At 57.8% G+C, this 26,074-nt stretch carries 18 protein-coding genes, 3 tRNA genes and 1 pseudogene; 3 read left to right on the top strand and 19 right to left on the bottom strand.

Features of this window, described 5'->3' with window-relative positions:
• Positions 1-462: 462 nt before the first annotated feature.
• From BBOMB_RS06870 to BBOMB_RS06835, 8 genes are all read right to left on the bottom strand, one after another.
• Entirely contained in the window at positions 463-1,986 is a 1,524-nt protein-coding gene (locus tag BBOMB_RS06870; RefSeq protein ID WP_052377584.1) for an FAD-binding protein, read from the bottom strand.
• 204 nt (positions 1,987-2,190) lie between these two features.
• The gene (gene rpmG, locus BBOMB_RS06865; RefSeq protein ID WP_044087870.1) at positions 2,191-2,361 is read right to left on the bottom strand and encodes a 50S ribosomal protein L33; all 171 of its coding nucleotides are present in this window, start codon (positions 2,359-2,361) and stop codon (positions 2,191-2,193) included.
• 48 nt (positions 2,362-2,409) lie between these two features.
• A tRNA-Met gene (locus tag BBOMB_RS06860) sits at positions 2,410-2,483 on the bottom strand.
• A 4-nt stretch (positions 2,484-2,487) separates the two neighbouring features.
• A tRNA-Thr gene (locus BBOMB_RS06855) sits at positions 2,488-2,559 on the bottom strand.
• 1 nt (position 2,560) lies between these two features.
• Positions 2,561-2,642: transfer RNA gene (locus BBOMB_RS06850), tRNA-Tyr, on the bottom strand.
• An 81-nt stretch (positions 2,643-2,723) separates the two neighbouring features.
• Entirely contained in the window at positions 2,724-3,842 is a 1,119-nt protein-coding gene (locus BBOMB_RS06845) for a histidinol-phosphate transaminase (protein ID WP_044087869.1), read from the bottom strand.
• Between the two features lie 406 nt (positions 3,843-4,248).
• Positions 4,249-4,542: a co-chaperone GroES gene (groES, locus tag BBOMB_RS06840; RefSeq protein WP_044087868.1), complete on the bottom strand. Its 294-nt coding sequence runs from the start codon at positions 4,540-4,542 to the stop codon at positions 4,249-4,251.
• A 261-nt stretch (positions 4,543-4,803) separates the two neighbouring features.
• Positions 4,804-6,255, bottom strand: coding sequence for a prolipoprotein diacylglyceryl transferase (locus tag BBOMB_RS06835; RefSeq protein WP_044087867.1), 1,452 nt, complete (start codon positions 6,253-6,255; stop codon positions 4,804-4,806).
• 305 nt (positions 6,256-6,560) lie between these two features.
• Here BBOMB_RS06835 and BBOMB_RS06830 point away from each other — a divergent pair, with 305 nt between their 5' ends.
• From BBOMB_RS06830 to BBOMB_RS08555, 3 genes and pseudogenes are all read left to right on the top strand, one after another.
• Positions 6,561-7,256 carry a 5-formyltetrahydrofolate cyclo-ligase gene (locus BBOMB_RS06830; RefSeq protein WP_052377580.1) on the top strand — a complete coding sequence of 232 codons (696 nt, stop codon included), beginning with the start codon at positions 6,561-6,563 and terminating at the stop codon, positions 7,254-7,256.
• 113 nt (positions 7,257-7,369) lie between these two features.
• A complete protein-coding gene (locus tag BBOMB_RS06825; protein WP_044087886.1) occupies positions 7,370-7,576 on the top strand; it encodes an FmdB family zinc ribbon protein in 207 nt (68 codons plus the stop codon).
• 486 nt (positions 7,577-8,062) lie between these two features.
• Positions 8,063-8,452, top strand: a pseudogene (locus BBOMB_RS08555) (SAF domain-containing protein); the annotation flags it as partial.
• 395 nt (positions 8,453-8,847) lie between these two features.
• On the opposite strand, the gene BBOMB_RS06815 reads toward BBOMB_RS08555, so the two are convergent.
• The 11 genes from BBOMB_RS06815 to BBOMB_RS06760 all read right to left on the bottom strand — a co-directional run bounded on the left by BBOMB_RS06815 (position 8,848) and on the right by BBOMB_RS06760 (position 26,045).
• The gene (locus BBOMB_RS06815) at positions 8,848-9,051 is read right to left on the bottom strand and encodes a hypothetical protein (protein ID WP_044087865.1); all 204 of its coding nucleotides are present in this window, start codon (positions 9,049-9,051) and stop codon (positions 8,848-8,850) included.
• Positions 9,048-12,686, bottom strand: a complete 3,639-nt coding sequence (locus BBOMB_RS06810; protein ID WP_044087864.1) for a helicase — start codon at positions 12,684-12,686, stop codon at positions 9,048-9,050. Before BBOMB_RS06810 ends, BBOMB_RS06815 begins: the two co-directional genes overlap by 4 nt.
• Positions 12,687-12,783: 97 nt before the next feature.
• Entirely contained in the window at positions 12,784-14,466 is a 1,683-nt protein-coding gene (locus BBOMB_RS07770; RefSeq protein WP_052377579.1) for a variant leucine-rich repeat-containing protein, read from the bottom strand.
• 275 nt (positions 14,467-14,741) lie between these two features.
• A complete protein-coding gene (gene rplL / locus BBOMB_RS06795) occupies positions 14,742-15,122 on the bottom strand; it encodes a 50S ribosomal protein L7/L12 (protein ID WP_044087861.1) in 381 nt (126 codons plus the stop codon).
• A gap of 129 nt (positions 15,123-15,251) precedes the next feature.
• Positions 15,252-15,773 carry a 50S ribosomal protein L10 gene (rplJ, locus tag BBOMB_RS06790; protein WP_044087860.1) on the bottom strand — a complete coding sequence of 174 codons (522 nt, stop codon included), beginning with the start codon at positions 15,771-15,773 and terminating at the stop codon, positions 15,252-15,254.
• A gap of 444 nt (positions 15,774-16,217) precedes the next feature.
• Positions 16,218-17,612, bottom strand: coding sequence for an NCS2 family permease (locus tag BBOMB_RS06785; protein WP_044087858.1), 1,395 nt, complete (start codon positions 17,610-17,612; stop codon positions 16,218-16,220).
• Between the two features lie 287 nt (positions 17,613-17,899).
• Positions 17,900-21,490 (bottom strand): DNA polymerase III subunit alpha, encoded by a 3,591-nt coding sequence (gene dnaE / locus BBOMB_RS06780; RefSeq protein WP_044087885.1) that lies wholly within the window; start codon positions 21,488-21,490, stop codon positions 17,900-17,902.
• 406 nt (positions 21,491-21,896) lie between these two features.
• Positions 21,897-22,832 (bottom strand): RluA family pseudouridine synthase, encoded by a 936-nt coding sequence (locus BBOMB_RS06775; protein WP_044087857.1) that lies wholly within the window; start codon positions 22,830-22,832, stop codon positions 21,897-21,899.
• 215 nt (positions 22,833-23,047) lie between these two features.
• On the bottom strand, positions 23,048-23,578 hold the full coding sequence (locus BBOMB_RS06770; RefSeq protein WP_044087856.1) for a signal peptidase II: 531 nt from the start codon (positions 23,576-23,578) through the stop codon (positions 23,048-23,050).
• A gap of 50 nt (positions 23,579-23,628) precedes the next feature.
• Positions 23,629-24,924 (bottom strand): DivIVA domain-containing protein, encoded by a 1,296-nt coding sequence (locus BBOMB_RS06765; protein ID WP_044087855.1) that lies wholly within the window; start codon positions 24,922-24,924, stop codon positions 23,629-23,631.
• Positions 24,925-25,085: 161 nt separating this feature from the next.
• Positions 25,086-26,045 (bottom strand): tetratricopeptide repeat protein, encoded by a 960-nt coding sequence (locus tag BBOMB_RS06760; RefSeq protein WP_044087853.1) that lies wholly within the window; start codon positions 26,043-26,045, stop codon positions 25,086-25,088.
• Positions 26,046-26,074 lie beyond the last annotated feature (29 nt).

The following is a 26,074-nucleotide window of genomic DNA, read 5'->3' as shown; positions in this document are numbered from 1 at the left end:
ATCTTCTCTCCGCCGCCTCACGGCGACCTACTCTTATCAAAAACCCAGCGGTAATGTGACATTCCTCACACACTGACAAGTTTCATCATACAACACGCAGGCATCAGCCCGAGCGCGTGTCTTTCGTTAGGCAAGGACAAAGAAACACGACCCACGCCACCGGCGCAACGACTCCGTTCATACGTCTCAAGTCTGAAGACATCAGCAGCGCGTACAGGTATTGACAGTTAGCGCAGATATGATGTGCCGCACCCACCACCTCGACCGACAGCCCATCCGACCGATGCGAACCGGCGCAAGCCAGCGGCATCACATGTGTGCCAGTGACCCCGGCGAGCAGAACACCGATGGACACCAATGGACACCAATGGAAGCCATCAAGCCAACGGACATCCAAACCCGAAAGATACCAACGGAGCCGATGAAATCGATGGAGACGATGGAGACGCATGTGCCCAGCAGTCAACCGATGGTGCTGCCCAATACCACCGGTTCAGGAACAAGGACGACCCCGAAGGAGTCGAGAACCCCGCGCTTTATGGCCTGAGCCAGGCGGAGGACATCATCCGAGCTCGCACCACCGCGGTTCGTCAAGGCCAAAGTGTGAACGTCTGACAACCCAGCTCGGCCCGATCCGTCTGCCAAGACGAAGCCCTTATGGAACCCCGCGTGATCGATAAGCCACGCCGCGGAAGTCTTGACTACCGAGGAGCCCTCCGGCCGTTCCCGTAACGGCGATGCGTCATGCCCCGGCGCAAGTGGCGATGAAACGCCCACATCTACCGGATAACGCGGCGCGTCAGCGGGAAGATGTCGGGCCTGTTCCTCCGTCAAAATCGGATTCATGAAAAAGCTGCCGCAACTATGGCGATCAGCCTTCAAGGCCAAAATCCTAGCCCTTTCGGCATGCGGTGCGCCCGCATTCAGCTTCGGAGACTCAGACGAATCCTGAAGCTCCCTGTCCAGCTGACTTTTCGCCGCCTCGATATTTTCCAGCCGTCGGGTGCCGGCCATCCATCTGCCGTCATAGCGATAAGGATCTTCCAACATACCTTTGCGCGCCCGTACGGCGATGACCGCCGCACGCACGGCCGAACCAGGCATGCTATCCCCTGTACCCACACCGAGCACCGAAGCCAGCTGTCCGGAAGTCACCGTGCAGTCCGAGGCCTTAAGCAAACGGAACCTGACGGAAAGCACCACAAAACGTGGAGTCGGGAAAAAACGGTCGGCCGGAACCCCTGGGGCACGGTACATAGAGGCCTTGAGCAACGAGGTGCGGTACCCGAATTCGCAATCACCACGGGAAAGTCGGATCTCACGAGAGGTCAGCCGATCCCAGACATCGACCGAGTCCACACAATCCGCCACCTCCTGACCATAGGCGCCGATGTTCTGCACCACAGACGCCCCCACGGTCCCTGGTATTCCCGAAAGGCCCTGCACTCCGGAGAATCCTCGCTGAGTGCAATACAGTACGAAATCATCCCAATTCGTACCGGCGGTAGCACTCAGAAGCACCATATCCTTCCCACAGCGGCCGCACTGCGCCCCGTCTCGGTATTTTGCCCCTTGAGATTTCACTGCCACGCCCGCGGCATCGGAACCGGTCTGACGAACAACCCCCGCAGAATCCGCAATCCCCTCACATACCGCAGCGCCACCCGGACCATCGGCTTCTGCAGGTTCGCGACGGCGAATCGAAGCATCCTCCACCACGATCTCGCGCCTGGCGTCACGCACCACGACACCGGGAAAATCACCATCGTCGGCCAATAGGTTCGACCCACCGCCGATGATGCACAGCGCACGCCCCTCGCCATCGGCGGCACGTACCGCATCAATGAAGCCACGGGTATCCTGCGGCTGCACGAACCGTGCGATCCTTCCTCCCACACCCATCGTGGTGATATCAGCGAATCTGGGCGTGTCGCCTTCGGACGCTCTCCCCACGACATCATTCCGATGGTGGCACCGGGAATCCATTTTGGCAGAAATCAAATTGGCTTGTGAATGAGTCATACCGCGACCTTACCCTTCCACCCAGTCATACGGCCGCAAGACCGCAAGACCGCAAGAAACGTTCCCAAACCGAAGTGTGTTCCACTGCCAGGACGCCTTATCCGTCCACCAAAGCAAAACGGACTTGAGGGAATCCCCTCAAGTCCGTCAAAAGTCTGAACGACCCGTTCAGCGGGTCTCACGATGCACGGTCTCCTTACGGCAGCGCGAGCAGAACTTCTTCAGCTCGAGGCGATCAGGCGTGTTGCGACGATTCTTCGTCGTGATGTAGTTGCGCTCCTTGCACTCCGTGCACGCGAGCGTAATACCTGGGCGGATCACTGCACTCTTGCTTGCCATACTTCACCTCTACTTGTCGTTTGCCACCGGCTGGCACCGGTGAATTTGTAGCGAGAAAGAGACTCGAACTCTTGACCTCACGATTATGAGTCGTGCGCTCTAGCCAGCTGAGCTATCCCGCCAGAGAGCCTCGAGTGAGAATCGGACTCACGACCTCTTCCTTACCAAGGAAGTGCTCTACCACTGAGCTATCGAGGCGTGGCGGATAGTGGATTCGAACCACTGAAGCTAATAGCGGCTGATTTACAGTCAGCTCCCTTTGACCGCTTGGGAAATCCGCCATTGACCAACGCTTGGCTCAATGAACCTTACGCAGACAACTTGACTATAATGCCACGAATGCACGACAGACGCAAGCCTGTTCATGCAGCGGGGTGTCGCGGCAGCCCTGACTCGGCCGTCCCGGCCATGATTCGTTGGCACACCGCAATCACGGCGTCGTTCGCCTCCGGCTCGCCTATCGAGACTCGAATGCCCTCACCTTCAAAGGCCCGTACGGAAAGCCCCGCTTCAGTGAAGCACTTGACCGCTTCACCAGTGCCCCGGCCCAACGGCAACCATAGGAAATTCGCATAGGGCCGGGGGAAATCCCAACCTTGCCTGCGTAATGCGGCGAAGAGTCGGGTCCGTTCGGATTTGATCGACTCCACACGCCCCATAAGCTCATCTTCCGCATCCAACGATGCCAGCGCCGCAATCTGGGCGCTCTGCGTGACGCCGAACGGGAGGGCGACCTTGCGCATGCCTTCCACAACATCGGCCTGGGCGATGGCGTACCCTATGCGCAGCCCCGCCAAGCCGTAAGCCTTGGAGAAGGTGTGTGCCACGACGATGTTGGGAAACTCGCCATACAACGTCATGGCAACATTGGCGTCAGGGGCGTCGTTGAACTGGAAATACGCCTCGTCAAACAGCACCAACACATCACGAGGCACGGCTTCCATGATGCGGCGTGCTTCCCTGTCGCTCAGCGAAACCGAAGTGGGATTGTTCGGGTTATTGACAATGATCAGACGCGTGCGGTCATTGATCGAATCTATCATGGCCTCAACGTCATGGCCGCCATCAGGACGATTAGGCACCTGCACGCTTCGAGCTCCGGCACCTGTCACGATAATGGGATACGCCTCGAAACTGCGCCAAGGATATATGACCTCGTCACCCGGGCCAGCAACGAGGTTCACCAGCTGGGTGATGACCTCCGTGGAACCGCAGCCCAGCACAACGTTCTCCGGCCGCACCCCGTATGCGGCATACTCCTCAGCGATGCGCCGCACCACATCCCAACCCCGCATATCGGGGTAGCGATTGATGGCCCCGAGCGCCTGCGTCTCGAGTGCCTCACGTACCGAGGGCAGCGGCGGGAATGGGTTCTCATTGCTTGAGACCTTGAAGGTCCTCTGGCTGGAGGCAATCGGAGCTGGCTTGCCTTGTTTGTATGGAGGAATCGTATCGATGACCTGACGATGCTTATATGCCATATCCCAATTATATGCAAGGCCCGAAACCACATGGTTATGCGGTCGCACTCCGGAAGCGCAAGATGCGGTACAACAGCACCGTGGAATCCCAGGACTTCGGAGGGCGACCATGCGACGATGCGATGGAACAACGGCACGGTGCGTCAAACGGCTCAGCGTAACGAACGACGCAGCGGCATAGCGGCATAGCGGCATAGCGGCATAGCCGCACCGCACGGACAGCAAAGTTAACAGGGCAACAATGCACGGCCGAAGTTTTGCAACAACATCACCTTGAAGGCTGAATCACCGGATGACAATAGCCATGACGGTTACGCGAATAAGACGACAATCTCTTCCAACCATCGCTCAAGATGCAGAAGGACCCCTCAGAATGAGGGGTCCTTCCAAATGAATGAAACCAGGTTCAGTTCAGGATAGCCAGAACATCACGAGCACCGACGATGAGGTAATCCTCACCGTTGTAGTGCACCTCGGTTCCGCCGTACTTTGAATAAAGCACCTTGTCTCCGACCTTCACATCCATGGGGACGCGATTGCCGTTATCGTCGCGACGCCCCGGTCCTACTGCCAGAACTTCGCCCTGCTGCGGCTTCTCCTTCGCATTGTCGGGAATGTACAGACCTGACGCGGTCTGTGTCTCGGCCTCAGCCTGCTTGACAATGATCTTGTCTTCCAGCGGTGTAAGTGAAATTGACACTGTGAAACCTCCTTAAAAATCTTCACAATCAATACTCGCGCAAGGACACCGCTTTCAGGGCTGACGACACTTTAAGCACCGTCCTGTTGCGTTTAAGACTATCCTAGCGCGAAAATTAGCACTCTGCCAACTCGAGTGCTAACGCTGTGAGTGAAATGGTGGAGACACAACGCCTGCACCAAACCGACGCACGACATCATGCACGAACTTCGAACGACACAGAGCGCCGAACCACGCGCACAGACGCAACCGACCTCGATATCAAGCGTTGCGCCGAACAAGAATCGACTTCAAACCCTCACCCAAGGAATCGGACGATGCGTCCGGAGCTTCCACCTCGGCAAGTTTTTCAGCGGCATGGAAGGCCTTGGTATCGGAAAACGATGCAACATGAGCCTTCGCCTGTCCTACGACGGCGCTGTGCGCGCGGATCGCCTCCGACTTGAACAACGAATTCTCCTCTTCAACAGCACGCCGCCGCTGCATAGGTTTGCGTGCGTCACGCCTGACTCTGGCATCCGGCACAGCGAGACTTGCCGAAGTACCGGCCTCCTTACGCCTGGACGAGATTGCGGAATCCTGCTCCGCTGGCCGCGAGGGCGTCACCGACTTCCGTTCGCCGTCAGCCTTCGGTTCGGAGTCAACCGCTGGGCTGACCACCGGTTTCGCTTTGGAGACCTGCCTGGTGGACTTGATCTCCAGACTTTGCGGCTCTTCTTTTTGAGTTGATTCCGTTTCGCCTGATCCCAGAGAGAAGGAGATGAGATCCTGCCTACCCGAAGCGGTTTCCTCAACTTCGTCAATGCTGTGCACGTCGGCACTTTCAGCCGAGTCGGCGCTCCCGACAGACCGCACAGTACCCGCGATCCGTGCCGAATCCGGCTGAGTCTTGGAGACATGCGAACCGACACCGGCGGAACCGTTCACGGCGCCACCGCCTCGCTTGGCGACCTGCGAGGCATGACCACTTCCCGACTTGTGGGTCTTGGCGGATTTGCGGTCTTCGCTCACACCAGACTTCTGATTGACAATCCGTTCGATCTCCGCCTGCGCGATAACACTCGTCACCACCCCATTGTCGCGCTCATCGGACCGTGAAGCAGAAGAAATGCCATGCTGTCCCTCCGACGTCTGCTTCGCCACGGCTTTCGTTCTTCCTTCGGACTGCAGAGCGGAAGACTTGGAAGCGAGTCTGGCCTTCATGAGCGCACGGCCGGAGGACCTTTCAAGAGACTTTCTGCGTGCACGCAATCTCAGTTCCCATTGCCGCGCCTGACGAGAAGCTCGAGCGCCCAAAACCAGCACCAGCGCCAGCAGCGTGCCAGGAATAAGTGAGAACAGCATGCTGAAATCAAGTATGAGAGAAAGCACCAGAACCAGTACGGTAAGGAAGAGCAACGACCCGGCAATCATACGCCGACGCCTGATGGCTTCACGACGAGCCTGACGAACCTTCGCCACTCGTTCATATGAAATTCCGGAGCCTGTGGATTGCGCTCTTTGCATGACCGTCCCTCCCTCCGATTCACGACTTCCATCGGAGAAACGCGTCCCACTTTCGGCATCGATCAGATGCAGCGAAGTGGAATACTTGTCCTCCTTGTGCTGCACAACCCGATCCATGCCTTTCAACGCATGTCGGGGCAACAGTACAGCCATCAGAATCACGATAACGGCCAGCACGATGACACTACTCGCCCATTCGTAATCCATATCACTTAAGAATAGAAAGACTTATTGACTTTTCTCATGAAAAATCCCTTGCGTGTCGCACAAACTACATGCATGGTATTCATTTGCGTACGCTTCCCCACCTCCCTGAGCAAGTCAAGGAAGCGAGCGACTCACGGAAAGAATGGAAGTCATGCGGCATACGGCACCCGTCTGCGATATGCATCGTTTATCAGTGACGCCTATGTGGTAATTTGTCGCTAAGTATAAAGGGGCTTCATGACGGCAGACCTTCGGGCCGCTGAAGTCGTGAACATGGCAATGTTCAACACAAAGGCAGGCATCCGATGAGCGACGAACCCAAGCGAACAGTCCCGATTTCGGATTCTCCCGAAACCGAAAAGAAGGCGCTTCGACATGATGCACTGGCGCTGAGGAAGACGCTGGTCAACCCCGGCGTCAAAGACCAGGCGGGTGAGGAACTGGGGAAATTGGCGGGGCCGACGTTGAGGAGCCTGGGTTTGACCGCGCCAACGACCATCGCCGCCTTCATTTCGATGGGTTCCGAGGTCCCCATGTGGCCGCTGCTGGAACTGCTTCATAGGGCCGGTTTCCGCGTCATCGTACCAAAACTGGGCCCATCACAAATCATGCGGATTGATTGGGGCGAGTATGACGGCAAAGACCATGTGACGGTTGAGAAGACGCCGACATGCGGGTTTCGAAGGCCGGAAGAGCCCGACGGTCCGTCGCTCGGAGCCGAGGCTTTGTATGACGCTGATTTGATTCTGATACCGGCATTGGGAGTGGCTCCGGATGGAGCCAGACTGGGACGAGGTGCCGGATGGTACGACAGGGCACTCCCCCACGCAAAGCCCACAACACCGGTGCTCGCCGTCTGTTGGCCTTGGGAGACCAGCACGCCAGTTACACGGCAACGACATGACGTGCCCGTGGACGGAACGCTTACGCCATCATGCGTCAGATGGATAACCGGCTCTCACGAATGCGGGACACCGCCGTTGCAGGACAATCGCTCTTGATTCATCTCCTGCTTCACCATTGATGAACAGTCCGGGTTGGTACTAGGATATGTACAGTTATGTGGAGGGTGTCACGGCAGAGCCGTAACACTGTGAAACCTGTGGAGGGAACGTTGCCTACTTACCATTATCAATGCAAGAATTGCGGATACGATTTCACCCAATGGCAGGAGTTCAGCGACGATCCCATCACCGTCTGCCCGCAATGCTCCGCCAGTCAAGTGCGTAAGATCTATTCGGCAGTGCCTATCGAATTCAAAGGGCACGGTTTCTACCGCACCGACGCGAGCAGCTCATCTTCAGGTTCATCCTCCAAGTGATTCGCATGGTTGGTGTCTTCGGTGCCATCCCGTTCAGGCAATAGGTCGGCGCCAGGGACACCAACGGCCGTGGGAACTCCCTCTGCCACACTTCGCGATGGAGCTTCTGCCATTACCGCTTCGGCCTTATAAGACACACCCGTACTCGATTCGAACATTGCCGTCGATATCCCAGACACCCTTTCTCATACGTCGGCGAGACGTCATGGGAACCCGTCGCCCAGGTTTCACGAAGCACAGCTAGGCCATGAAACATCGTCCTGTGTGCAAATGTACCCGTTCATCATCGCAGAGGCCATGCATCCGATGAGGAGACGGACCATCACCGAGAATGCCCACTTGTTGAACACAATCGTTTATTGAACAGGTCCAAGCCATCGACGGTGATGCACTATGCGACACGCCGACACTGCCCGGCGTGGGCATTTGACCACAATCACCGGGCAAGGCCACCTTTAACACTCTTCATCCGGCAATATAACTTCCATGACTTCGTTATTCGATCGAAAATCCTTCTCCAAATACCATCGAAGCTCAGGGCGGGCGGCGGCAGTGACATTGTCCAAACGCCGGAAAATGAAAACGGCGCAGCATGCCGTCATAGCAGCTTTCCTGGGACTGTCGGTGTTCTTCGGTCTTGACGCCATTCTTACTGCGGGACGCACGCAAACCATCGTGACCGCCGAACGCACGCTTCGGCAGGGAAGCGTCATTCGCCCCAAGGACGTGACCAGTCGCTCGGTTCCTTTTGACCCCGCTTTCGGTGCCGCAATCTCCTCACCCCACGAAGCCGTGGGTCTGAGCGCGGGAATCGACATAAGCAAAGGGAGCGTGATTCTACGGAACATGACCACCCACCAACCCTCCATACCGGTCGGAAGCGCCATCGTGCGGGTACGGATCGCAAATCCTTCTACATTCAATCTCGTGGGAAAGCGCGTCTCCTTGCTATCACCAATGGCCTGCGAACAAATCCCGCAAATGGCGCAATCGAATCACGCAAACGAGCAAAGCCCTCACCAGCAAGCGGGGGATGGGAGGGTATCCGACGATACGAATAAGGCACAGAACAGCGAGGGCATATGCACCATAGCCCAATCAGCACTTGCCATCAGCGAACCGAAACGTGATCCCTCAAGCGAAACCACCATCATGGAGTTCGCACTACGCCCCCAGGAGGCGGTCATCCTCAGCTCGATGCAAGACCGGGTGCCGATCATGGCAGTGACCACTAAATCACCATCGAACGCTGCGGTCTCGGCATATGGACCTCAACGGTCTCGTTCGTTGAATACGGCCCAATGGGGAGGCAGCTCACCAAGGATACGCCTGTCATCCTCGGCCTCGCGTTGCGACCTTGTCAGACGATCCGAAGGTTCTCTCTTCACTCCGTCCACTTCGAATCGTTCACTGCCTCCTCTGACCACACGACGATGGACACGAGGAGAACAGCGGTTGGCATCGTACTCACTCATCGGTTCTCTTTATAGATTTCACCGATGCGAGCAACCACGCGATCGACTTCCTTGTCCGGGTTCACAAACGCCGACACTCCCCAGACGGTTATCACCACCCAGCCCAACTTCTCCAAATCCTCCCTGAGCGTACGATGACGGCGACGCGTGGACTGCACCGACATGAAACGGTCATCGTCGGTCAACACGGCAAGCGCGAAGGGACGGTTGTTAAGCCCTACGACCATAGGTATCCGCACCCCACCGTCGAAACCGTAATCCGTTGCCACCTTAAGACCACGTGCCCTGATCCGTCTCGCCAGATCGTTGAAGAGCACATCGTTCGAGTTCTGAACGACTTGTGGACGTATAAACTTGCCTTTCAGCCCCTCGGCCCATACAAGCATGCTCTTCAGGAGTTTGGTGCCGTCCTGGTGCAAACGGTCATCCTCCATATCATCGGAACCGAAAGTCGAGACAATATCGAGATCGCGTTGAGTCAACGCCAAAGCATCAAGCAGTTTCCCTGCCCCGCTTGGACCTTCAAGCGGCCCGAACTGCTGCAACAGGCGTCCATGCGAAGTCTTGGCGAAACACAGCGAAAGGATGACGTCGGTGGCGCACAAACCAGTCACCTCATCAACTCCTACCAGCCGTACATGACGCAGGAATCTCGACATGGACTTGTCCTTCGCCGCCGCGACCTTCAACTCCGCACCAAGACGCGAACGGAACACCGCCGTCAATGCTATGACGACCAAGGTGTAATCGACAGGAACGACGGTGAATCCTGCGGCTCGCTGTTTGATGAGATTCACCACCTCATCAATCTCCTGCTGGCTGCTTTCAACCAGACCGGTCGAAAGCACCGGAACACCCGTGGCCTGCAAACGGTGTAGCCGGACCCGTCCCTGCACGCTTTCCGTTGCCACATCATTTTCAAGAGCGCCATACCCATGCTCCCGAAGGAAGGTAATGAGCTCCGGATCACAGCCCACCACACGTGGACGAGCCTCGACGCTGGGCAACATATCAATGAGGGACTTCAATGCCTCGGACGTCACCGTCTCCCGATGCGCTATGATCACGATCTGCTTCGCACGACTCACAATGCTTGGCAATTCGACGGACGGCATGTGGGCGCAAGCGTCCACAATGGCGACATCGCACAATATTTCCGGAGCGCTCAGCGCCGCCAAAGTAGACGGAGTTGCGACTATGACGGGCTTCGCGGCAGCAAGTATCTGTCCATGCTCCTGTTTGATACGCCGTAGCGAAACCGAAGCGTTGCTCACGAGCAACGTGTGCAATTGATTCGCCTCCTGTGTGCGGGAAAACAGAAGGTCGCTCAGCCGACGCATGGACTCCTGTTCCACGACGGGACCAACCGAACGGACGTGTTCGGCATCGACTTGGGCGAAACGAGCCGCTGCAGTCTCCAGCGCGGAACCATCCTGGTTGGAGATGATCGCGGAGGAACGCACGATGTCCTCAAATACCGTGGTCCACCAGGCGAGCTGGAATTCACCCTCCACCGCATCCTGACTGACATGACGCTTGCGAAGATCGGTGATGAACTCACCCAGACCCACGCCCTCGAGATTGCGTTCCACCAGCGCACGCAGCGGCAACGTCTCCAGCGCCTGTCGATCGGAATAGAGTTCTTTGAGCCGCTCTTCAAGTCTGTCCATCGGCACCGTGGAGAGGTTCCCTCCCTGAACCGTCGTCGCCAGGACCGCACCCAGCGCCGTGACGCTCTGCGTCAACGCCTCCTGGGTTTCAAGAATCGCATCGAGTTTGGGAGGAAGAACCGGCCAACCGCCGTGAGGCACCAACTCTTTCCAATCTTGCGCCTGTTTGGCAACCACTTTGAGCGCCGCGTTGAGGTCCTCGACCTGTGCACCTGCACGCACGAGCTTCTTCGCCTCCTTGACGTGGCGGCGCCGCTCCCAAAATCCCATCGTGGTACCTGAGGCCTTGCGCTCCGCCTTCGTTTTAGTGGCCTCGATCATCGCATCGATGTCACGCTCGAAAATCTGTGGCTGGAAGACATCAAGCACCCGCCGCACCGCACTGAGCAAAGCTACCTGGCGCCCCCACTCCTCCACCGTCTGCGGAATGGGGAACCCGCACGACTCCACCGTGGATGCCACTTGCGCCCTAGTGGCGGGAAGCAGATTCTGCAAGAGGCGTTCCACACAACGGTACGCACCGTCGGCATCGGCCTTCGAAAACACGGAAGCCTTATACCACGGAGTGTCATTGGGACCCACCGTGTACTCGCCATACTCGCCTGCCTTGCGAAGCTGATTGATCCAGCCCGGCATGTCGTTGCGCACCGCCTGCGCCGTCTGCCGGCTCAGCCTGACGGTTGTGGCGGGATGCGTTTCAAGCTCGGCTATACGAGCCAGGTTCTCGATGGTCTGGTACGCCGAGACACCCCAGTCCTTGCTCACCCCATGCAGGTCGCCAAGATAGCGGGTCAGACGGGAACGCACACCCACAAGCTCATCGGAAAGCTGGTCGAAGTGGGCGACCGATACACCAGGCTGGAAACCGACGGCGGAGATGAGCTGCTGGTCGATGGACTTGGCTATCTGCGGATCAGCCAAATCAAGAACACTCGCGCCTAGACCATGCGCCTTCATCTTGCGGATGAAACTACGTTTTTGCTCGGTCGTCCCAGGAACATAAAGGACGGAACGCTCACCAGCCATGCAACGAGAGGCGATGGCGACCGCATCCAGCGCAGTGTCGGCGTTGATGCCCACATTCAGAAACAACGAATTGCCGGTTCCGGCCAGGTTGGCGGCATATCTGACGACATTATCCACGTCCCCGGCCTCATACTCGTTATGCGGGTCATCATCGAAGGGACTGTATACCGGCAGCTCCTGTCGAGCCAGGCCTTCCCTGGCTTTCCCGTCACCGCAAAGCGCATCAAGAATGACGTTGTGATTCTCTCCGCGAGCCTGTTTGTCGATGATATCCTGACTTTCCGAAAGCAACTGCGTATCAGGATTGATGAAACAGCCTAGAACGATGTCACGCTCGATGTCGAAATCAGCGAACACAGGGCGCGCGTCGTCGATTATAGCGCCAAACACGGCGGACGTGTCAGGAGTGCCCGATTCATACTTCGACCCATCGAACAGGTCATTCTCGTCCAACCTCACGCGCTGGGAGAGCATCATCGATTTGAACACGGGATTGAGATGGACCCGACCGGTGAAACGTATCACCGCATCAGTTTCACGTCCTCCGGACATACGCTCCACCTCGACCGGGTAAAGCAACACCGGCACGGCGTTGCCTTTCCAAGTGGCCACGCCGACCACCAGGGAAAGCTTGGCCACCCCCTGAATGCGTATTTTAGCGGCCTGGTCCTCAAGCACTCGTTCCAACCGTCGCCCCGCAGCACGAAGCATGCCGGCGTCACGGAACAACGAATCAAGCCTTGCCCTGCCACTGGCGAAAAGCTGCGCCACCCCAGAAGGATGGGCATGAGTCATGTCGATCTGAGCGGTGAGTTGACCTACGTCTTCGAGGGGTGAGGGGCTCATTGTCCTGCGATATTCCTCACGCCACGCACGCAGGGTCTGCAACCCTGAAACGCCCTGCCGTTCAGCGCCGCCGGTGTAATTCTGTGCTGTCATTTCGTTTCCCCTGTTGTTGCCCAGTTGTGTGCATCATCAGATGCCACCATCGATCGCGCCTTCAGACTGCCACAGGACGCGAATGCGACCGTTCCCATCACGACCGCCCCTTTCCACTCGACTCACGATACTTTTCGTACCCCGCGTTGCGGGACAACGCCGCATCGATGTCACCGTCACCTTGTGCCGAAAGCCACGCATACAGATCGTCGTATAGATTGGGGTTCATGGCCAGAAAAGGCAGCAGTACCTTATGACGAGCCATTTCGAACTGCATGGAAAAATCGGCGGACTTCGCCGCGTCCTGAGAGGTGAAGCCACCTTCCTCAACCGTCTTCTGCTGATCTGCAAAGCCGCCCTGCGACACCTTTTCGAAGATGGAGCCCGGCTCGAACACGTTCGTCCGCTGCGGGCCACCATCGCCGGAGACGGCATAGCCTATGAAAGCCGAACCCGCCCCGGCCGCGTCGGAACCGCCGACCGACACCGAACCCTCTGGCATCGTGGCAACAGGGGAATCACCTGCACCGTCTTGTATGGGCACGCCTTGCTGCGGAGGAAGATCGTCCACGCCGGAACCATCAACCGAGATGGACTGCGCAACGCCATCACCAGATTCTTCCGAATGCATACCAGGCCCCGCTACGGCATGATGCGACCATCCGGGCTGTCTGCCCCGACCAGCCGACCGCAACCCGTCAGACCCTGAAGCCAGTCGGTCTGCCCCCGAAGCAGATTCCCGAATGACGGGAGAGACCGCCGGGGTCCGTCCATCCTTCATGACCAGCCTGTCGGGCGACGATTCATCAGCCCCACGACGAAGACCCATTGTCGTTCCTTGCGACGCATGGCCTTCCTGAACCGAGACATCCTGCGCCTTTCCCCCATTCGCGCCTTCCTGGCGGACCTGCGACTCCGCATCCAACGCATCCTGGAAAAGATTGCGCTCCTGTGTCTGCGCCACGTTCCCCGATGCGAGGTTGACGGAGATATGATCGACCAACCGTGCGGCCGAACCCGATTCGGAAATTTCAGCGGATGGGCTTGCACCACGCACATCGCCTTCGCGATTCCCTCCTGGTTTCACGACCCCGGCACGGCCATCCACAGGCTCGGATGCCTCGCTTCCGCCACGCTCGACACCGTTCTTCGAGTCGGCGGCTGCAGTACCCCCAAGACCATCGGCGTGGCTTCCTTCGGCGGAAGAACCGGAACCGGAAACTGCATCGTCACCATCGGTGTGGCGGACCTTCTTCGTCACCTCGCTGGCATCAAAGACCCGGGTCGGCTCACCGGCACGCAGACTGAGGATGTCCTCGACCGACATGTCGCCCACCGCCAGATCCTGTTGACTGTCCGTCACGGCATAATCGAATAAGTCGGAGACCTGTGGTCCAGCATCGTCCTGCGTGTCGAGGATAACCGGGGAGAATTGCACAGGCACATCACCCAACTGCATCCATGTACCTTCCTTCGGAAGCACATACGGTGAACCGGCAGTAAGTCCAACCAGATCCTTGTTACCGCCATAGCGATACGTGCCATTGGTGGAACCCAAATCCGTCACCCTCGCCGATCCGCTCCCATCAACCTCGAGCAGGGCATGCCTCTTCGACACCGAGCGTCCGTCGTCATCGATCTCGGCTCTTCTACGCTTGTCATCGCGAAGGGGGCGTATCGGACGCCTGCCTATCTCCACGGACTCATCGGGACCGACGTTCGCCAGTTCGATGCCCCTGACCTTGACAAGCCAATGCGGCAAGTTTCGTTGATCACTCACTTCAATGCCCACCTTCCCGACGCAATCCGACCTGCACCCACAACGGTCACCATCAAATCTAAAACCAAGTTTAAAACCACTTCGCTACCATTACGTCACGGAAGCCACCTCCAGACACACTTAGGAGCCGGGACCTCCGCCGGATGCTCTGCGACTACGTACCAACGATACCCCGATAAACCAACAAAACCCTGTTAACGGAAATCCGTATACAGGGTTTTGTCATTCAAACGCCGCGCCCACAGCAGGCACGACGCGCAATCGAGGACGACGAACTACTTGAGCTCGACAGTGGCGCCAGCGGCTTCGAGATCGGCCTTGGCCTTCTCGGCGTCTTCCTTCTTCGCGCCTTCGAGCACGGCCTTAGGAGCGGAGTCCACGAGAGCCTTGGCCTCTGCAAGACCGAGGTTGGTCAGGGACTTGACGACCTTGATGACGCCGATTTTCTTGTCACCGAAGGAGGTAAGGACGACATCGAACTCGTCCTTTTCGTCCTCCGCAGCACCGCCGGCGGCGGGAGCAGCGGCGACCGCGGCGACAGGCGCAGTGGCTTCGACATCGAACTCATCCTCGAACTTCTTGACGAAGTCGGAGAGCTCCACGAGGGTCATTTCCTTGAACGCGTCCAGCAGTTCATCGCTTGAGAGCTTAGCCATGATGGCTTCCTTTCAATCATTTGCCACGGAATGATCTTGTATGTTTCCGCAGCCAAACATTTGTCTTATTTATTTATCAGAAACTTGAAAGTCGGTTGCTTGAACCGTCCGGTGGAACACCGAACCTGCTCAGGCGGCCTTCTCCTGCTTTTCGCGCAGCGCGTCGAACGTACGCACGGCCTTGGTAGGCAGAGCGTTGAACGTACGAGCGGCCTTGGACATCGTGCCCTTGAGCGCACCGGCCATTTTGGCGAGCAGCGTATCACGGGACTCGAGATCCGCGAGTCTCTGGAAACCATCGGCATCGTACATGGTTCCGTCTGCGAAACCACCCTTGATGACGAGGGCTTTGTTTTCCTTGGCGAAGTCGCGCAGCACCTTCGCAGCCTCCACGTAATCACCCTTCACGAAGGTGATTGCGGACGGGCCGGACAGGACTTCATCGAAGCCCTCATACCCAGCCTCTTTGGCGGCGATGCGTGCCAACGTGTTCTTAGCCACGGCGTAGGAAGTATCGCGGCCTAGCTTTTCACGCAGGTCAGAAACCTGCGGAACGGTAAGCCCGCGGTACTCGGTCAGGTAAACAGCGTCAGCTTCGCGGAACTTGTCCGTCAGCTGCGCAATCACCGCTTCCTTTTCGGGCCTTTTCATGGCGTTCCTTCCTAAGTCGACCGAAAATCGGAATGCCGGAGGAACAGGAACCGCGTACCGCGCCGCACATTCATGCAACAGGCACCGCCCCGACCCGCCAGCCCCGTCTCGCATTCGGTTACTATCAGGGCAATAAAAAAAGCCCTGCACACAGGCAGAGCAAACATGATTCTCATCAACCCTTTCGGGCATTTGCGCAACCTGTGCTGGCTTGGCGAACCAAACTTCGGGGAAAATCCCAACCAACGGTCTGTGGTTAACAATAAATAACTATACATGTACCTGCGGATTTTCTCCACACGCCCGTATGTCCCACCGTGGCGAGACGCGTCCACACGCATCATCCCGCCTCGGACGCCAATGAATGCACCTTTGCTACGTGGTAGCGACCAAAATCGCCGCCTTCCAACATGGGTGGCAGGCGGCGACTCGATAAGGGTGATGTCAGAGCACGGCCTGGAACGCGAAATCAGCGATGAACAGCGCGGTCACCGCCCACATCACCGGATGAACCTCCTTGGCCTCACGCTTGCAGATCTTCACAAGGCAGTACATGATGAAGCCGGCTGCGATGCCATAGGAAATCGAATAGGACAAAGCCATGAAGACGGAAGCGAAAAGCGCCGGAATGGCCTCGGAGATCTCGCCCCATTTCACGTCCTTCAGGCTGGAGGCCATCATGCAGCCGACGACCACGAGCACACCAGCGGTGGCTGCGGACGGGATGGCAGATACCAGCGGGGAGAAGAAGACGGTGACAAGGAAGCAGGCGGAGGTGACGACCGAGGTCAGTCCCGTGCGGCCGCCCGCCGCGATCCCTGCCGAGGACTCCACGTAGGTGGTGATGTTGGAGGTGCCGAAGACGGAACCAACCGAAGTGGCAATCGAATCAGCGAACAGCGTCTTGTCCATCTTAGAGCTGAAGCCCTTGCCGTTCATCATCTCCGCGATGTCGTCGTCGGTGAAGATGCCCGTATGCCGCCCCGTGCCCACCAACGTGCCGATGGTGTCGAAAATGTCGGACATGGAGAACGCGAAGATGGTGACGATGACCAGCGGAAGCCGGGAAACGTTCGAGAACAAGGCCGGAAACCCCTGTTGGGTGAAAATCGCACCGAAAGTCTGCGGAAGCTGTGAGAACGTCTGAGAGATGGACATCGAATTGCTCATGGTTGTTACACCGAACGGAATGCCGATCAGGGCCGACGCGATGATGGAAATGAGCAGCGCACCCTTGACATTAAGTACCGTGAGGACGATGGCCAGCACCAAACCGATGAGGAATACCCAGAGTTCAGGAGTGTTGAGCGTCGCCAGTCCGGGAGTCGCCGCAACCGGAAGACCTTTACCGGCAGCCTTGGGATCCTTGGGCGAGAACTTGATGAAGCCCACGTTGAGCAAACCCACGTACATAACGAACAGGCCGATGCCGCCGCCGATGGCTTGCTGCAGCGACTCGGGGATACAGGCGATGACAAGCTTACGAATGGAAGTGACGGTGATCAGGATATTGATGATGCCGCACAGAAAGACCATGCACAGCGTCTCCTGCCAAGTGAATCCAAGACCTTGGCACACCGTGTAGGTGAAGAACGAGTTCAGTCCCATGCTTGCGGACTGGGCGTAAGGCACGTTCGCGAAGAGGCCCATGATGAGAGTGCCGACGATGGAGGCTATGATGGTGGCTAGGAATACACCACCCCAAGGCATGCCCGTCTGGTGAAGGACCGAGGGGTTGACCACGATGATGTAACTCATCGCGAAGAAGGTGGTAATGCCGGCTGTCACTTCAGTGAGCACCGTGGTGTGATTCTCTTTAAGATGGAAGAACTTGTCCATCGTCTCTCTTTCCTTGGTTTAGGCCCGACCACAGCGACCGGACAGGAAAGACTGCACCGCAACGCCAGCGACCAACGATGCTGACGACTCATTGCCACGATGTCACTCATTGGCTGGATGCGATGCGAAACGCATTATTCGACTGTCACGATGACACTGAAAGCCGAGCAGAGGTTGCTGCGACTCATCCGCAAATTACGCGGATAGCCAGATTCTAACACCTTCGCCGGCCAACATGGACGGACATGGTGTCTTCCGAAGCCACCGGCAAACCTGCAAAAACCACGTTAAGCAGCTGGAATGCACCCAGGGCCGAAGACCGTTTTGAGCTCGGCGAACAGCGACGTGTCGCGCTTGACACGGAAACGATCACCAAAAGTGAGAACCTTGGCGTTGCCGGCGGAATCCAGCACGGCCAGGTGCACTTCGCAGGGTCCGGGGTGGGCGGCCACGATCTGGCCCAGTTGCCGGGCCCGGCCAGGGTCGAGGGCAGTGACGGGGAGAGCCAGCACCACCGGCCTGGCATCCTGGTCCTCCACCGTGGGCACCGAAAGCTCCTGGGCACGCAGACTCACGTCTTCGTCACGCAGCTCTATCTGCCCACGTATCTGCACAATCTCGTCGACGTTGAGTTCGGCGGCGTAATTCGTATATGATTTGCCGAAGAACATGCATTGTATGGAACTTTCCATATCCTCGACGGTGACGATGGCCCAAGGATTGCCCTTCTTCGACATGCGTCGGTCCACACTCGTGACCAGCCCCGCGATGGTGACCTGCCTGCCGTCACCCCCTTCGTGCGCAATGTTGAGCAGCTGCGCGATGGATGTATCACGCAGCCCTGCAAGCACGGCGCTCATGCCGGAAAGCGGGTGGTCCGAGACATACAAGCCAAGCATCTCACGCTCGAAATTGAGTTTGGTCTTTTTGTCCCACTCATCGATGTCCGGAACCTGCACCTGCGCGTCGCCCATCGGGTCCGAACCGCTTTCGCCGTCGGAATCATCATCCAGACCGGCGAACAGATCGAACTGACCTTCGGCTTCCTTGCGCTTGAGACTCACCACCGAATCAATGGCGGATTCATGAATCTGGAACAGCGCCCGACGATTGGAGTCGATGGAATCAAAGGCGCCCGCCTTAATCAGCGACTCCACCAGCCGCTTGTTGAGCGCCGCAAGCGGCACACGGCGGATGAAGTCCATGAAATTGACGAACTTGCCGCGTTTGCTTTCACGCTCGGTGATGATGTCTCCAACGGCCTTATCGCCCACGTTGCGAATCGCACCCAATCCGAAGCGCACCACATCACCCACAGGCGCATACTCCAAACGCGACTCGTTGACATCCGGTGGCAGCACCTGAATGCCCATGCGTCTCGCCTCGCCCAAATACAGGGCGGTCTTGTCTTTGTTGGTGCGCTCGTTCTGGAGCAGCGCAGCCATGAATTCCACCGGATAGTGGGTCTTAAGGTATGCGGTCCAATATGAAATCAGGCCATACGCCGCAGAATGTGCCTTGTTGAATGCATAGCCGGAGAACGGGACGAGGATGTCCCACACAGCCTGGGCGGCCTCCCTGGAGTATCCATGCTTTTCCATGCCTTCGAAGAACGGCACCTGCTCCTGAGCCAGAACCTCGGGCTTCTTCTTGCCCATGGCCCGTCGCAGCACATCCGCCTCACCCAAGGAGTATCCCGCAAGGATTCGGGCCGCCGACTGCACCTGCTCCTGATACACGATGAGGCCATAGGTCTCATCGAGGACAGGTGCCAGTGCCTCAGCGACCTCCGGGTGGATCGGCGTAATCTCCTGCAACCCGTTCTTACGTTTGGCGTAGTTGTTATGCGAGTCCATATCCATAGGGCCCGGTCGATACAGTGCGATCAACGCCGAGATATCATTGAAGTTATCCGGCTTCAGACTTTTGAGCAACGCGCGCATGCCATCGCCATCGAGCTGGAAGACACCTAGGGTGTCGCCACGCGAAAGCAGCTGGAACGTGTCTTTGTCGTCAAGGGGAATCTTCGTATAGTCTATGGGGTCTTTGCCGTTGAGTTCGATGTTCTTCAACGTGTCATGGATGATGGTCAGATTGGACAGGCCGAGGAAGTCGTTCTTGACCAGGCCAAGCGTCTCGCAGGTGTGGTATTCGAACGTAGTGGTCACGGTGCCGTCTGTACGCTCAAGAAGCGGAGAATTATCGGTGATCGGCGTAGATGACATGATCGTCGCACAAGCATGGACTCCCGTCTGGCGAATCAATCCTTCGATGCCCTTGGCTTCGTCAATGATACGACGGGCGTCCGGATCCGACTCATATAGCTCGCGAAACTCACGGGCCTCGGCGTAACGTTTGCTCGACGCGTTGAAGATCTCCTTAAGGCTGGCATCCTTACCGTTCTTGCTCGGAGGCAGGGCCTTGGTGATCTTCTCACCCACGGAGAAGTCATAGCCCATAATCCTGGCGGAGTCCTTCAACGCCTGCTTCGTTTTGATGGTGCCGTAAATCACGCACTGGGCGACCTTGTCATGGCCGTATTTCTCCCCCACATAGTCCAGAACGCGACCGCGGCCTTCCGGGTCGAAATCGATGTCGATATCAGGCAACGAGACACGCTCCGGGTTCAGGAAGCGTTCGAATATCAGACCATGTTTCAGCGGGTCCAGTTCGGTGATGCCCATCGCGTAGGCCACCATCGAACCCGCAGCGCTCCCTCTCCCAGGCCCCACCATCACGTCATGCGTTTTGGCCCAGTTGATGTAGTCAGCCACGACAAGGAAATATCCGCAGAACTGCATCTGGCAGATCACGCCGCACTCATAGTCGGCCTGCGCACGGACCTCGGCCGGGACGGCACCGTCATAACGCTTCTCCAAACCCGCCTGCACATCGTGCAGAAACAGCGAGGTCTCGTCCCACCCCTCGGGGCAGTCGAACCTGGGCATGAACGCGCCGTCTTCGTGATCGTCGAACATGACATTGCACCTGTCGGCGATTTCAAGCGTGTTGTCGCAGGCATCCGGATGATCGCGGAACAGCTCGCGCATCTCCTCTGCGGACTTGATGTAATACCCCGATCCATCGAATTTGAACCTGTCGGGATCATCCAGCCGCGAGCCGGAGTTGATGCAGAGCATGTCGTCCTGGGCTTCCCGATCGGCTTCGTATACATAGTGGGAGTCATTGGTCGCCAGCAACGGCGCACCCAGCGTCTTGGCGATTTTGAGCAGATCGGCGACGACACGGCGCTCGATTCCGAGGCCGTGATCCATGAGCTCAACGTAGAAATTGTCTTTGCCGAAGATGTCCTGCAACTGCCCGGCGGCACGGAGGGCCTCATCGTACTGCCCCAAGCGCAAACGGGTCTGGATGATGCCGGAGGGACAGCCTGACGAACAGATGACGCCCTTGCTGTAACTTTGCAGCACGTCATAATCCATACGTGGATAACGCGCCACACGCCCCTCAAGATTGGCGACCGAGGAAGCCTTGAACAGATTGCGCAACCCCTCGTCGTTCTCAGCCCACATGGTCAAGTGGGTGATCAGACCGCCGCCGGAGACGTCATCGGAACGTTGCGCCTCGGTTCCCCAATGGACGCGGGATTTGTCCTGTCTGGCGGTTTCCGGCGTGACATACGCTTCGATGCCGATGATAGGCTTGATGCCCTCCTTCACCGCCGTGCTCCACATCTCATAGGCACCATGCATGTTGCCGTGGTCGGTGATGCCAACTGCCGGCATGTTGAGCTCTTTTGCCCGCCGGACGAGGTCAGGTATCTTGGAAGCGCCGTCGAGCAGCGAGTAATGCGTATGATTGTGCAGCTGAACGAAATCGCCAGCGGAACCGGCGCCCTCTCGAACGTCCCCATCCATGCCATCACCTATATTCCCCGACTGAGCCATACGTTTCATTCTAATGAGACGTCCGACCCGACCGACCGATGAAAACGGGCTTAAGCCCATGAAAGAAAGCGACACACAAACGCCACTCGATCCGTCGGCCCCATGGATGCGTAACCGGCAAGTGGCTATGAGGATTCGGAGGGCGCAAAGGCCAGAGGAGCCGTTCTTTATACAAAACATCAAGCCGGCAGCCGATTGCAGAACCCAATGCCGCCAGACCGGCAGTCGATCAAGGAGCCCGTATCCATCGATTCGGAATCCAGCGGTCCGGAACCCACAGGCCGAAAGATACGACGGAGCGTCCATCCAAGAAGGTACGCAGGGATGCGGTAGCGGCTGTCTTGTAACACCTTTCGAAGTCCCTACGAGTCCATCGTCAATGGCGTCTTCTGTCCTCCATAACATCAAGCGCGCAACGCAGATCGTCACAGTACTTGGATTCCACAGCGGTCCAGACACCGGTGCGCGGATGGCGGAACTCAAGCTTCATGGAGTGCAGCCATTGTCGGCGCAAGCGCAATGCCCGGGCCAAAACCGGATTCCCTCCATACATGGGGTCTCCAACCAAAGGATGGCCGATGGACGAGAAGTGCACTCTAATCTGATGCGTCCGCCCTGTTTCGAGGTTGACCCGCACCAGCGTCGCCTCACCGAAACGTTTCAGCACATCATAATGAGTAACGGCGCGCTTGCCGCCCTGCGTGACTGTGAAGCGGAAATCCGAGATCCTGGAACGGCCGATCGGTGCCTCTATGGTGGCATGGTCTGCGCTCAGATTCCCCTGCACCAGCGCATGGTAGGTCTTGATCACCTCATGCGCGGCGAACTGGTCGCGCATACGCGGGTAAGCGAAATCGGACTTGCATACAAGCATGAGACCACTGGTACCCACGTCCAGCCTGCTGACAATGCCTTGTCTGCCTTCCCCGCCCTCGGATGTTATATGGATGCCACGGGAGAGCAACGTGTCCAACACGGTCGGCCCCTGCCACCCTGCAGCCTGATGGGCGGCCACGCCCGCCGGTTTATCGACCACGACGACGTCATCGTCCTCGTAGGCGATGGACATCTTCGTGCTCACGGGCCGGGCTGAGGCTTCCTGACTCTCTGGCACGGATTCTTCGAGGCTGAACTCCACGATGTCCCCCGGTTCCAGATGTCCGGATTTGGCCAGGGCTCGGCCGTGTACCACGGCCCGCCCGCCACCGATGAGCCCGGCCGCTTGGGAACGCGACAACCCGAGCATCCGTGAGACGGCGACATCGAAGCGTTGCCCATACAAATCGGAGGGAACTGGTTCGAAACGAGTCATGGTGCCTTTTCTCTTCGCTATCGTAAATTCTGCAGCTGTGAAGCTTTCCCATTATCAGGCTTCCGATCAAGTCGCTGAGCAACAGCGAGGTCTACGCCGGGCACGGCATGAAGACAAACGCCTAGGCCGCGCGACGCGCACGCCGCATGCCCATACAGCCGGCAACTCTATCGGCAAATGGCTTCATTTACGCCACCGAACGCAGGACCCGTGCGTCAAACAGCACCGGAACGCGCCCTATCGGCATCGTCCACGGACTTAGCATCGCCGGAGGACCTGAAAGGAACCTCCCGCAACAGCATCACGACGATGCATACGCCGGCCACCATAAGTATGATGTCGGCCACATTGCCTACGGACCAGCCGTAATCAAGAAAATCGACGACCCTGCCATCAAGAAAGCCGGTGGCATAGACACAGCGGTCAATCAAATTGCCCAAAGCCCCTGCGAAGCCCATGCTCAACACAACGGTCCACTGCAGGGATCGAGCCGCCAACGCCAAGACGACCAAAAGCACGCAAGCGACAATCGCCAGACATGAGATCAACCACGTGTACCCGGACCCCATGCCCAACGAAGCACCGGGATTACGCACTAGCATAAGAGCAAGCACTCCGGGGACAATCTCTATTATCTTTCCTGAGCGTAGAGCAGTCAGCGCCCACAACTTCGTCGCCTGATCGACGGCGAGAAGAACCACCGAAACGCACACAAGGACGGCCACGCGCATGCACAGCCGCCCCATACGTTCACGATCTACGGACACTTAGAACCTTCCGGTCTTTCCCAAGACGATCATTTCCCCGACTTATCGCCGTCAGCAAGCTGCTTGGAATCAGAGATCTGCTCCAGAAGCTGGCTAAGGAAATCGGTGAGGCGGGCACGGTATTCGGTCTCGAACTGCTTAAGTGCCTCAATGTTGTTCTGAGCCACCTTGGACTGTGCGGCAAGCTCCTCACGGACGTTTTGAGCATACTTATCCGCGGCCTCACGCGTCTTGGTGTCGTAATCGGCGGCACGACGCTGCACTTCGGATTCATATCCGTCGGATTGCTTGTGCTTCTCCTGCGAGTATGCATCCGCGTCGATACGTACCTTTTTTGCATAGGAATCCGCACTTTCATGCGTATTGTTGGCATATTCATCGGCCTCGGTGCGCTTACGCCGCGAGTATTCGTCCGCCTTGCGGGTGGTCTGAGTGCTGTAGGCCTCAGCTTCGGAACGGGTCCTAGAAGAATACTCGTTGGCTTTGGTGACGAGCTCCTCATACTTGGCTTGGCTCGCGTCGGTGATTTCCTTCGCTTTGGCCTTGCCTTTATCAACGTACTGGTCGTGCAGCTGCATGGCGAGCGTCAGCATCGCGGTCGCGCGTTCCGGCTCGCTGGCAGACGCCTCGCCGGCACCTGCGATCTTGCGAAGGCTGCCGGTCTGCGTGTCGGGCTCGATCTTGGAGACCTGAGCGCGAAGCTGGTTCTCACGTTGCTTGGATTCCTCAAGCTGCTGCGAAAGCGTCTGGACCTGGGCAGCTTCCTTCTGAGCCTGGGCAAGCTGCTGACGGGTCGAGGTAAGCTGCTGCCCCAACTGCTCGCCACGCGTACGGAATTCGTCGCGCTCATGCTGCACGGCCTTGAGCTGCTCACCCAAATCAGGTTGTCCAGCGACCTTGGCGGCCTGAGCAGTGAGCTGATCGACCTGTGCGTTGAGCCGGTCGACCTGATCCTTGAGCTGCTTGTTCTGGGAAGCGAGTGCCCGGTTGCTTTCCTCGGCTTCTCGCAACTTGGAGGCATCGACCGACTGTTCGGACCCGCCTTCCGTCGAGGAGTTCGCATGGGCCTTCAACGAGGCGTTTTCCTGGGAAAGATGGTCCACCTGTGCGGTCAGGTCAGAAATCTTCGTGTTCAAAGCACTGACATCAGGCCCGAGTGACTGTGTGGACTGCCCGTTCTGAGCAGCCTGCTTGCCGAGAATCTCAACAGTCTGGGTGACCTCATCGAGGAACTCGTCGACTTCGTCCAGATCATATCCTTCTTTGAAATGGACGGTGTTGAAACTATGCTCCCTGATATCTTTCGGTGTTAGTAGAGAAGCCATAAACTGTTACCTCACTTTGGGCATGGTTACCTTGATACTGATACCTGCTATGATGCTACCACGCCATCTGCCCGAACGAATATATAGACAAGAATCGGCCATGGGTACGTCCACGGGCGATCCAAGGATACCGCCAGCATCGTAGACTGCCGGGAACCGCTTCAGTACATCAATGTCGCAAGACGGCGGCGAGCAGATTTAAGACGTTCGTCGTCGGGCTCGGGGATGGCGAAATATTCCAGCAGACGCAAGCGCACGGGTTCGATGTCTCCTCCATGCCCCGCTGCGAGGAAGTCGAGCAGACGGCCGAACGCATCGCCTATCTGACCGCCAATCATATCCACGTCGGCCACGGCAAGCTGGGCATCCACGTCATCCGGTCGGGCTGCGGCCTCATCGCGAACCTTGCGCACATCGGCGTTCGCCGAACGTTCCAGCAACAGTGCCTTTGCTCGCTCCCGAGCCGCCAAGACATCACCAGGGTCGCTCCTGAGCACATCCTCATAGGCTTTGGCCGCGGCAGCGTAATCACCGTTGACGGCTAGCTCATGAGCCTGCCGATGGGCAAGTGGTACCTGCGCATCCACCGCGGGAACGTCACCGGCACCGACATCCGGATCACCCGAATACGGAGCCGAGCCCGCCACACCTGACTGCTGCGCAATCTCGACGACCTTCGGCAGCAACACGTCGACAATCTGCGTCATCTCGTCATCGCTCGGCAGCCCTTGAGCAATAGGCATCAATTGGCCGCCTATAAGAGCAAAGAGCGCCGGGGCACCCTGGACCTGCAACGTCTGGGCCACCGTCGGGTTTTGGGCGATGTCGACACGGGCAAGTTGCATTTTACCGTCCATGGAGTTGACGGCGTCCCCCAATCTGCGTGCCATCGCTATGAGTCTGTCGTCCGTGGCGACCCACAGCAACAGCAACACCGGATATGTCGTGGAGGTCTGCAACACCGCCTGAAAAGTGGAAGCCGTCACATCGATGACATAACCTCCCGCGGCCGGGGCACCGCCTGCTTGCCCGGGTTCAGCTTTCACCTGGTGTTTCAACGAACTCAGATCCACCGCTCCGGCCAACGAAACCCCAGGCCTCATCTGCCCTTCTCCTGCCATGCTGCCTCCTTGTAATGTCCATACGGTAT

This window comes from Bifidobacterium bombi DSM 19703 (genome assembly GCF_000737845.1).
Classification (GTDB): domain Bacteria; phylum Actinomycetota; class Actinomycetes; order Actinomycetales; family Bifidobacteriaceae; genus Bifidobacterium; species Bifidobacterium bombi.
Note: the sequence above shows the minus strand (reverse complement) of the source record. Positions and strands in the feature narration are given on the sequence as shown.

Excerpts from the sequence above, each read along its gene's own strand:
- BBOMB_RS06870 (WP_052377584.1), bottom strand. The coding sequence starts at position 1,986 with ATGGATTCCCGGTGCCACCATCGGAATGATGTCGTGGGGAGAGCGTCC.
- rpmG (WP_044087870.1), bottom strand. The coding sequence starts at position 2,361 with ATGGCAAGCAAGAGTGCAGTGATCCGCCCAGGTATTACGCTCGCGTGC.
- BBOMB_RS06845 (WP_044087869.1), bottom strand. The coding sequence starts at position 3,842 with ATGGCATATAAGCATCGTCAGGTCATCGATACGATTCCTCCATACAAA.
- BBOMB_RS06835 (WP_044087867.1), bottom strand. The coding sequence starts at position 6,255 with ATGGATTACGAATGGGCGAGTAGTGTCATCGTGCTGGCCGTTATCGTG.
- BBOMB_RS06830 (WP_052377580.1), top strand. The coding sequence starts at position 6,561 with ATGAGCGACGAACCCAAGCGAACAGTCCCGATTTCGGATTCTCCCGAA.
- BBOMB_RS06815 (WP_044087865.1), bottom strand. The coding sequence starts at position 9,051 with ATGAGTGAGTACGATGCCAACCGCTGTTCTCCTCGTGTCCATCGTCGT.
- BBOMB_RS06810 (WP_044087864.1), bottom strand. The coding sequence starts at position 12,686 with ATGACAGCACAGAATTACACCGGCGGCGCTGAACGGCAGGGCGTTTCA.
- rplL (WP_044087861.1), bottom strand. The coding sequence starts at position 15,122 with ATGGCTAAGCTCTCAAGCGATGAACTGCTGGACGCGTTCAAGGAAATG.
- rplJ (WP_044087860.1), bottom strand. The coding sequence starts at position 15,773 with ATGAAAAGGCCCGAAAAGGAAGCGGTGATTGCGCAGCTGACGGACAAG.
- BBOMB_RS06785 (WP_044087858.1), bottom strand. The coding sequence starts at position 17,612 with ATGGACAAGTTCTTCCATCTTAAAGAGAATCACACCACGGTGCTCACT.
- dnaE (WP_044087885.1), bottom strand. The coding sequence starts at position 21,490 with ATGGATGGGGACGTTCGAGAGGGCGCCGGTTCCGCTGGCGATTTCGTT.
- BBOMB_RS06775 (WP_044087857.1), bottom strand. The coding sequence starts at position 22,832 with ATGACTCGTTTCGAACCAGTTCCCTCCGATTTGTATGGGCAACGCTTC.
- BBOMB_RS06770 (WP_044087856.1), bottom strand. The coding sequence starts at position 23,578 with ATGGGGCGGCTGTGCATGCGCGTGGCCGTCCTTGTGTGCGTTTCGGTG.
- BBOMB_RS06765 (WP_044087855.1), bottom strand. The coding sequence starts at position 24,924 with ATGGCTTCTCTACTAACACCGAAAGATATCAGGGAGCATAGTTTCAAC.
- BBOMB_RS06760 (WP_044087853.1), bottom strand. The coding sequence starts at position 26,045 with ATGGCAGGAGAAGGGCAGATGAGGCCTGGGGTTTCGTTGGCCGGAGCG.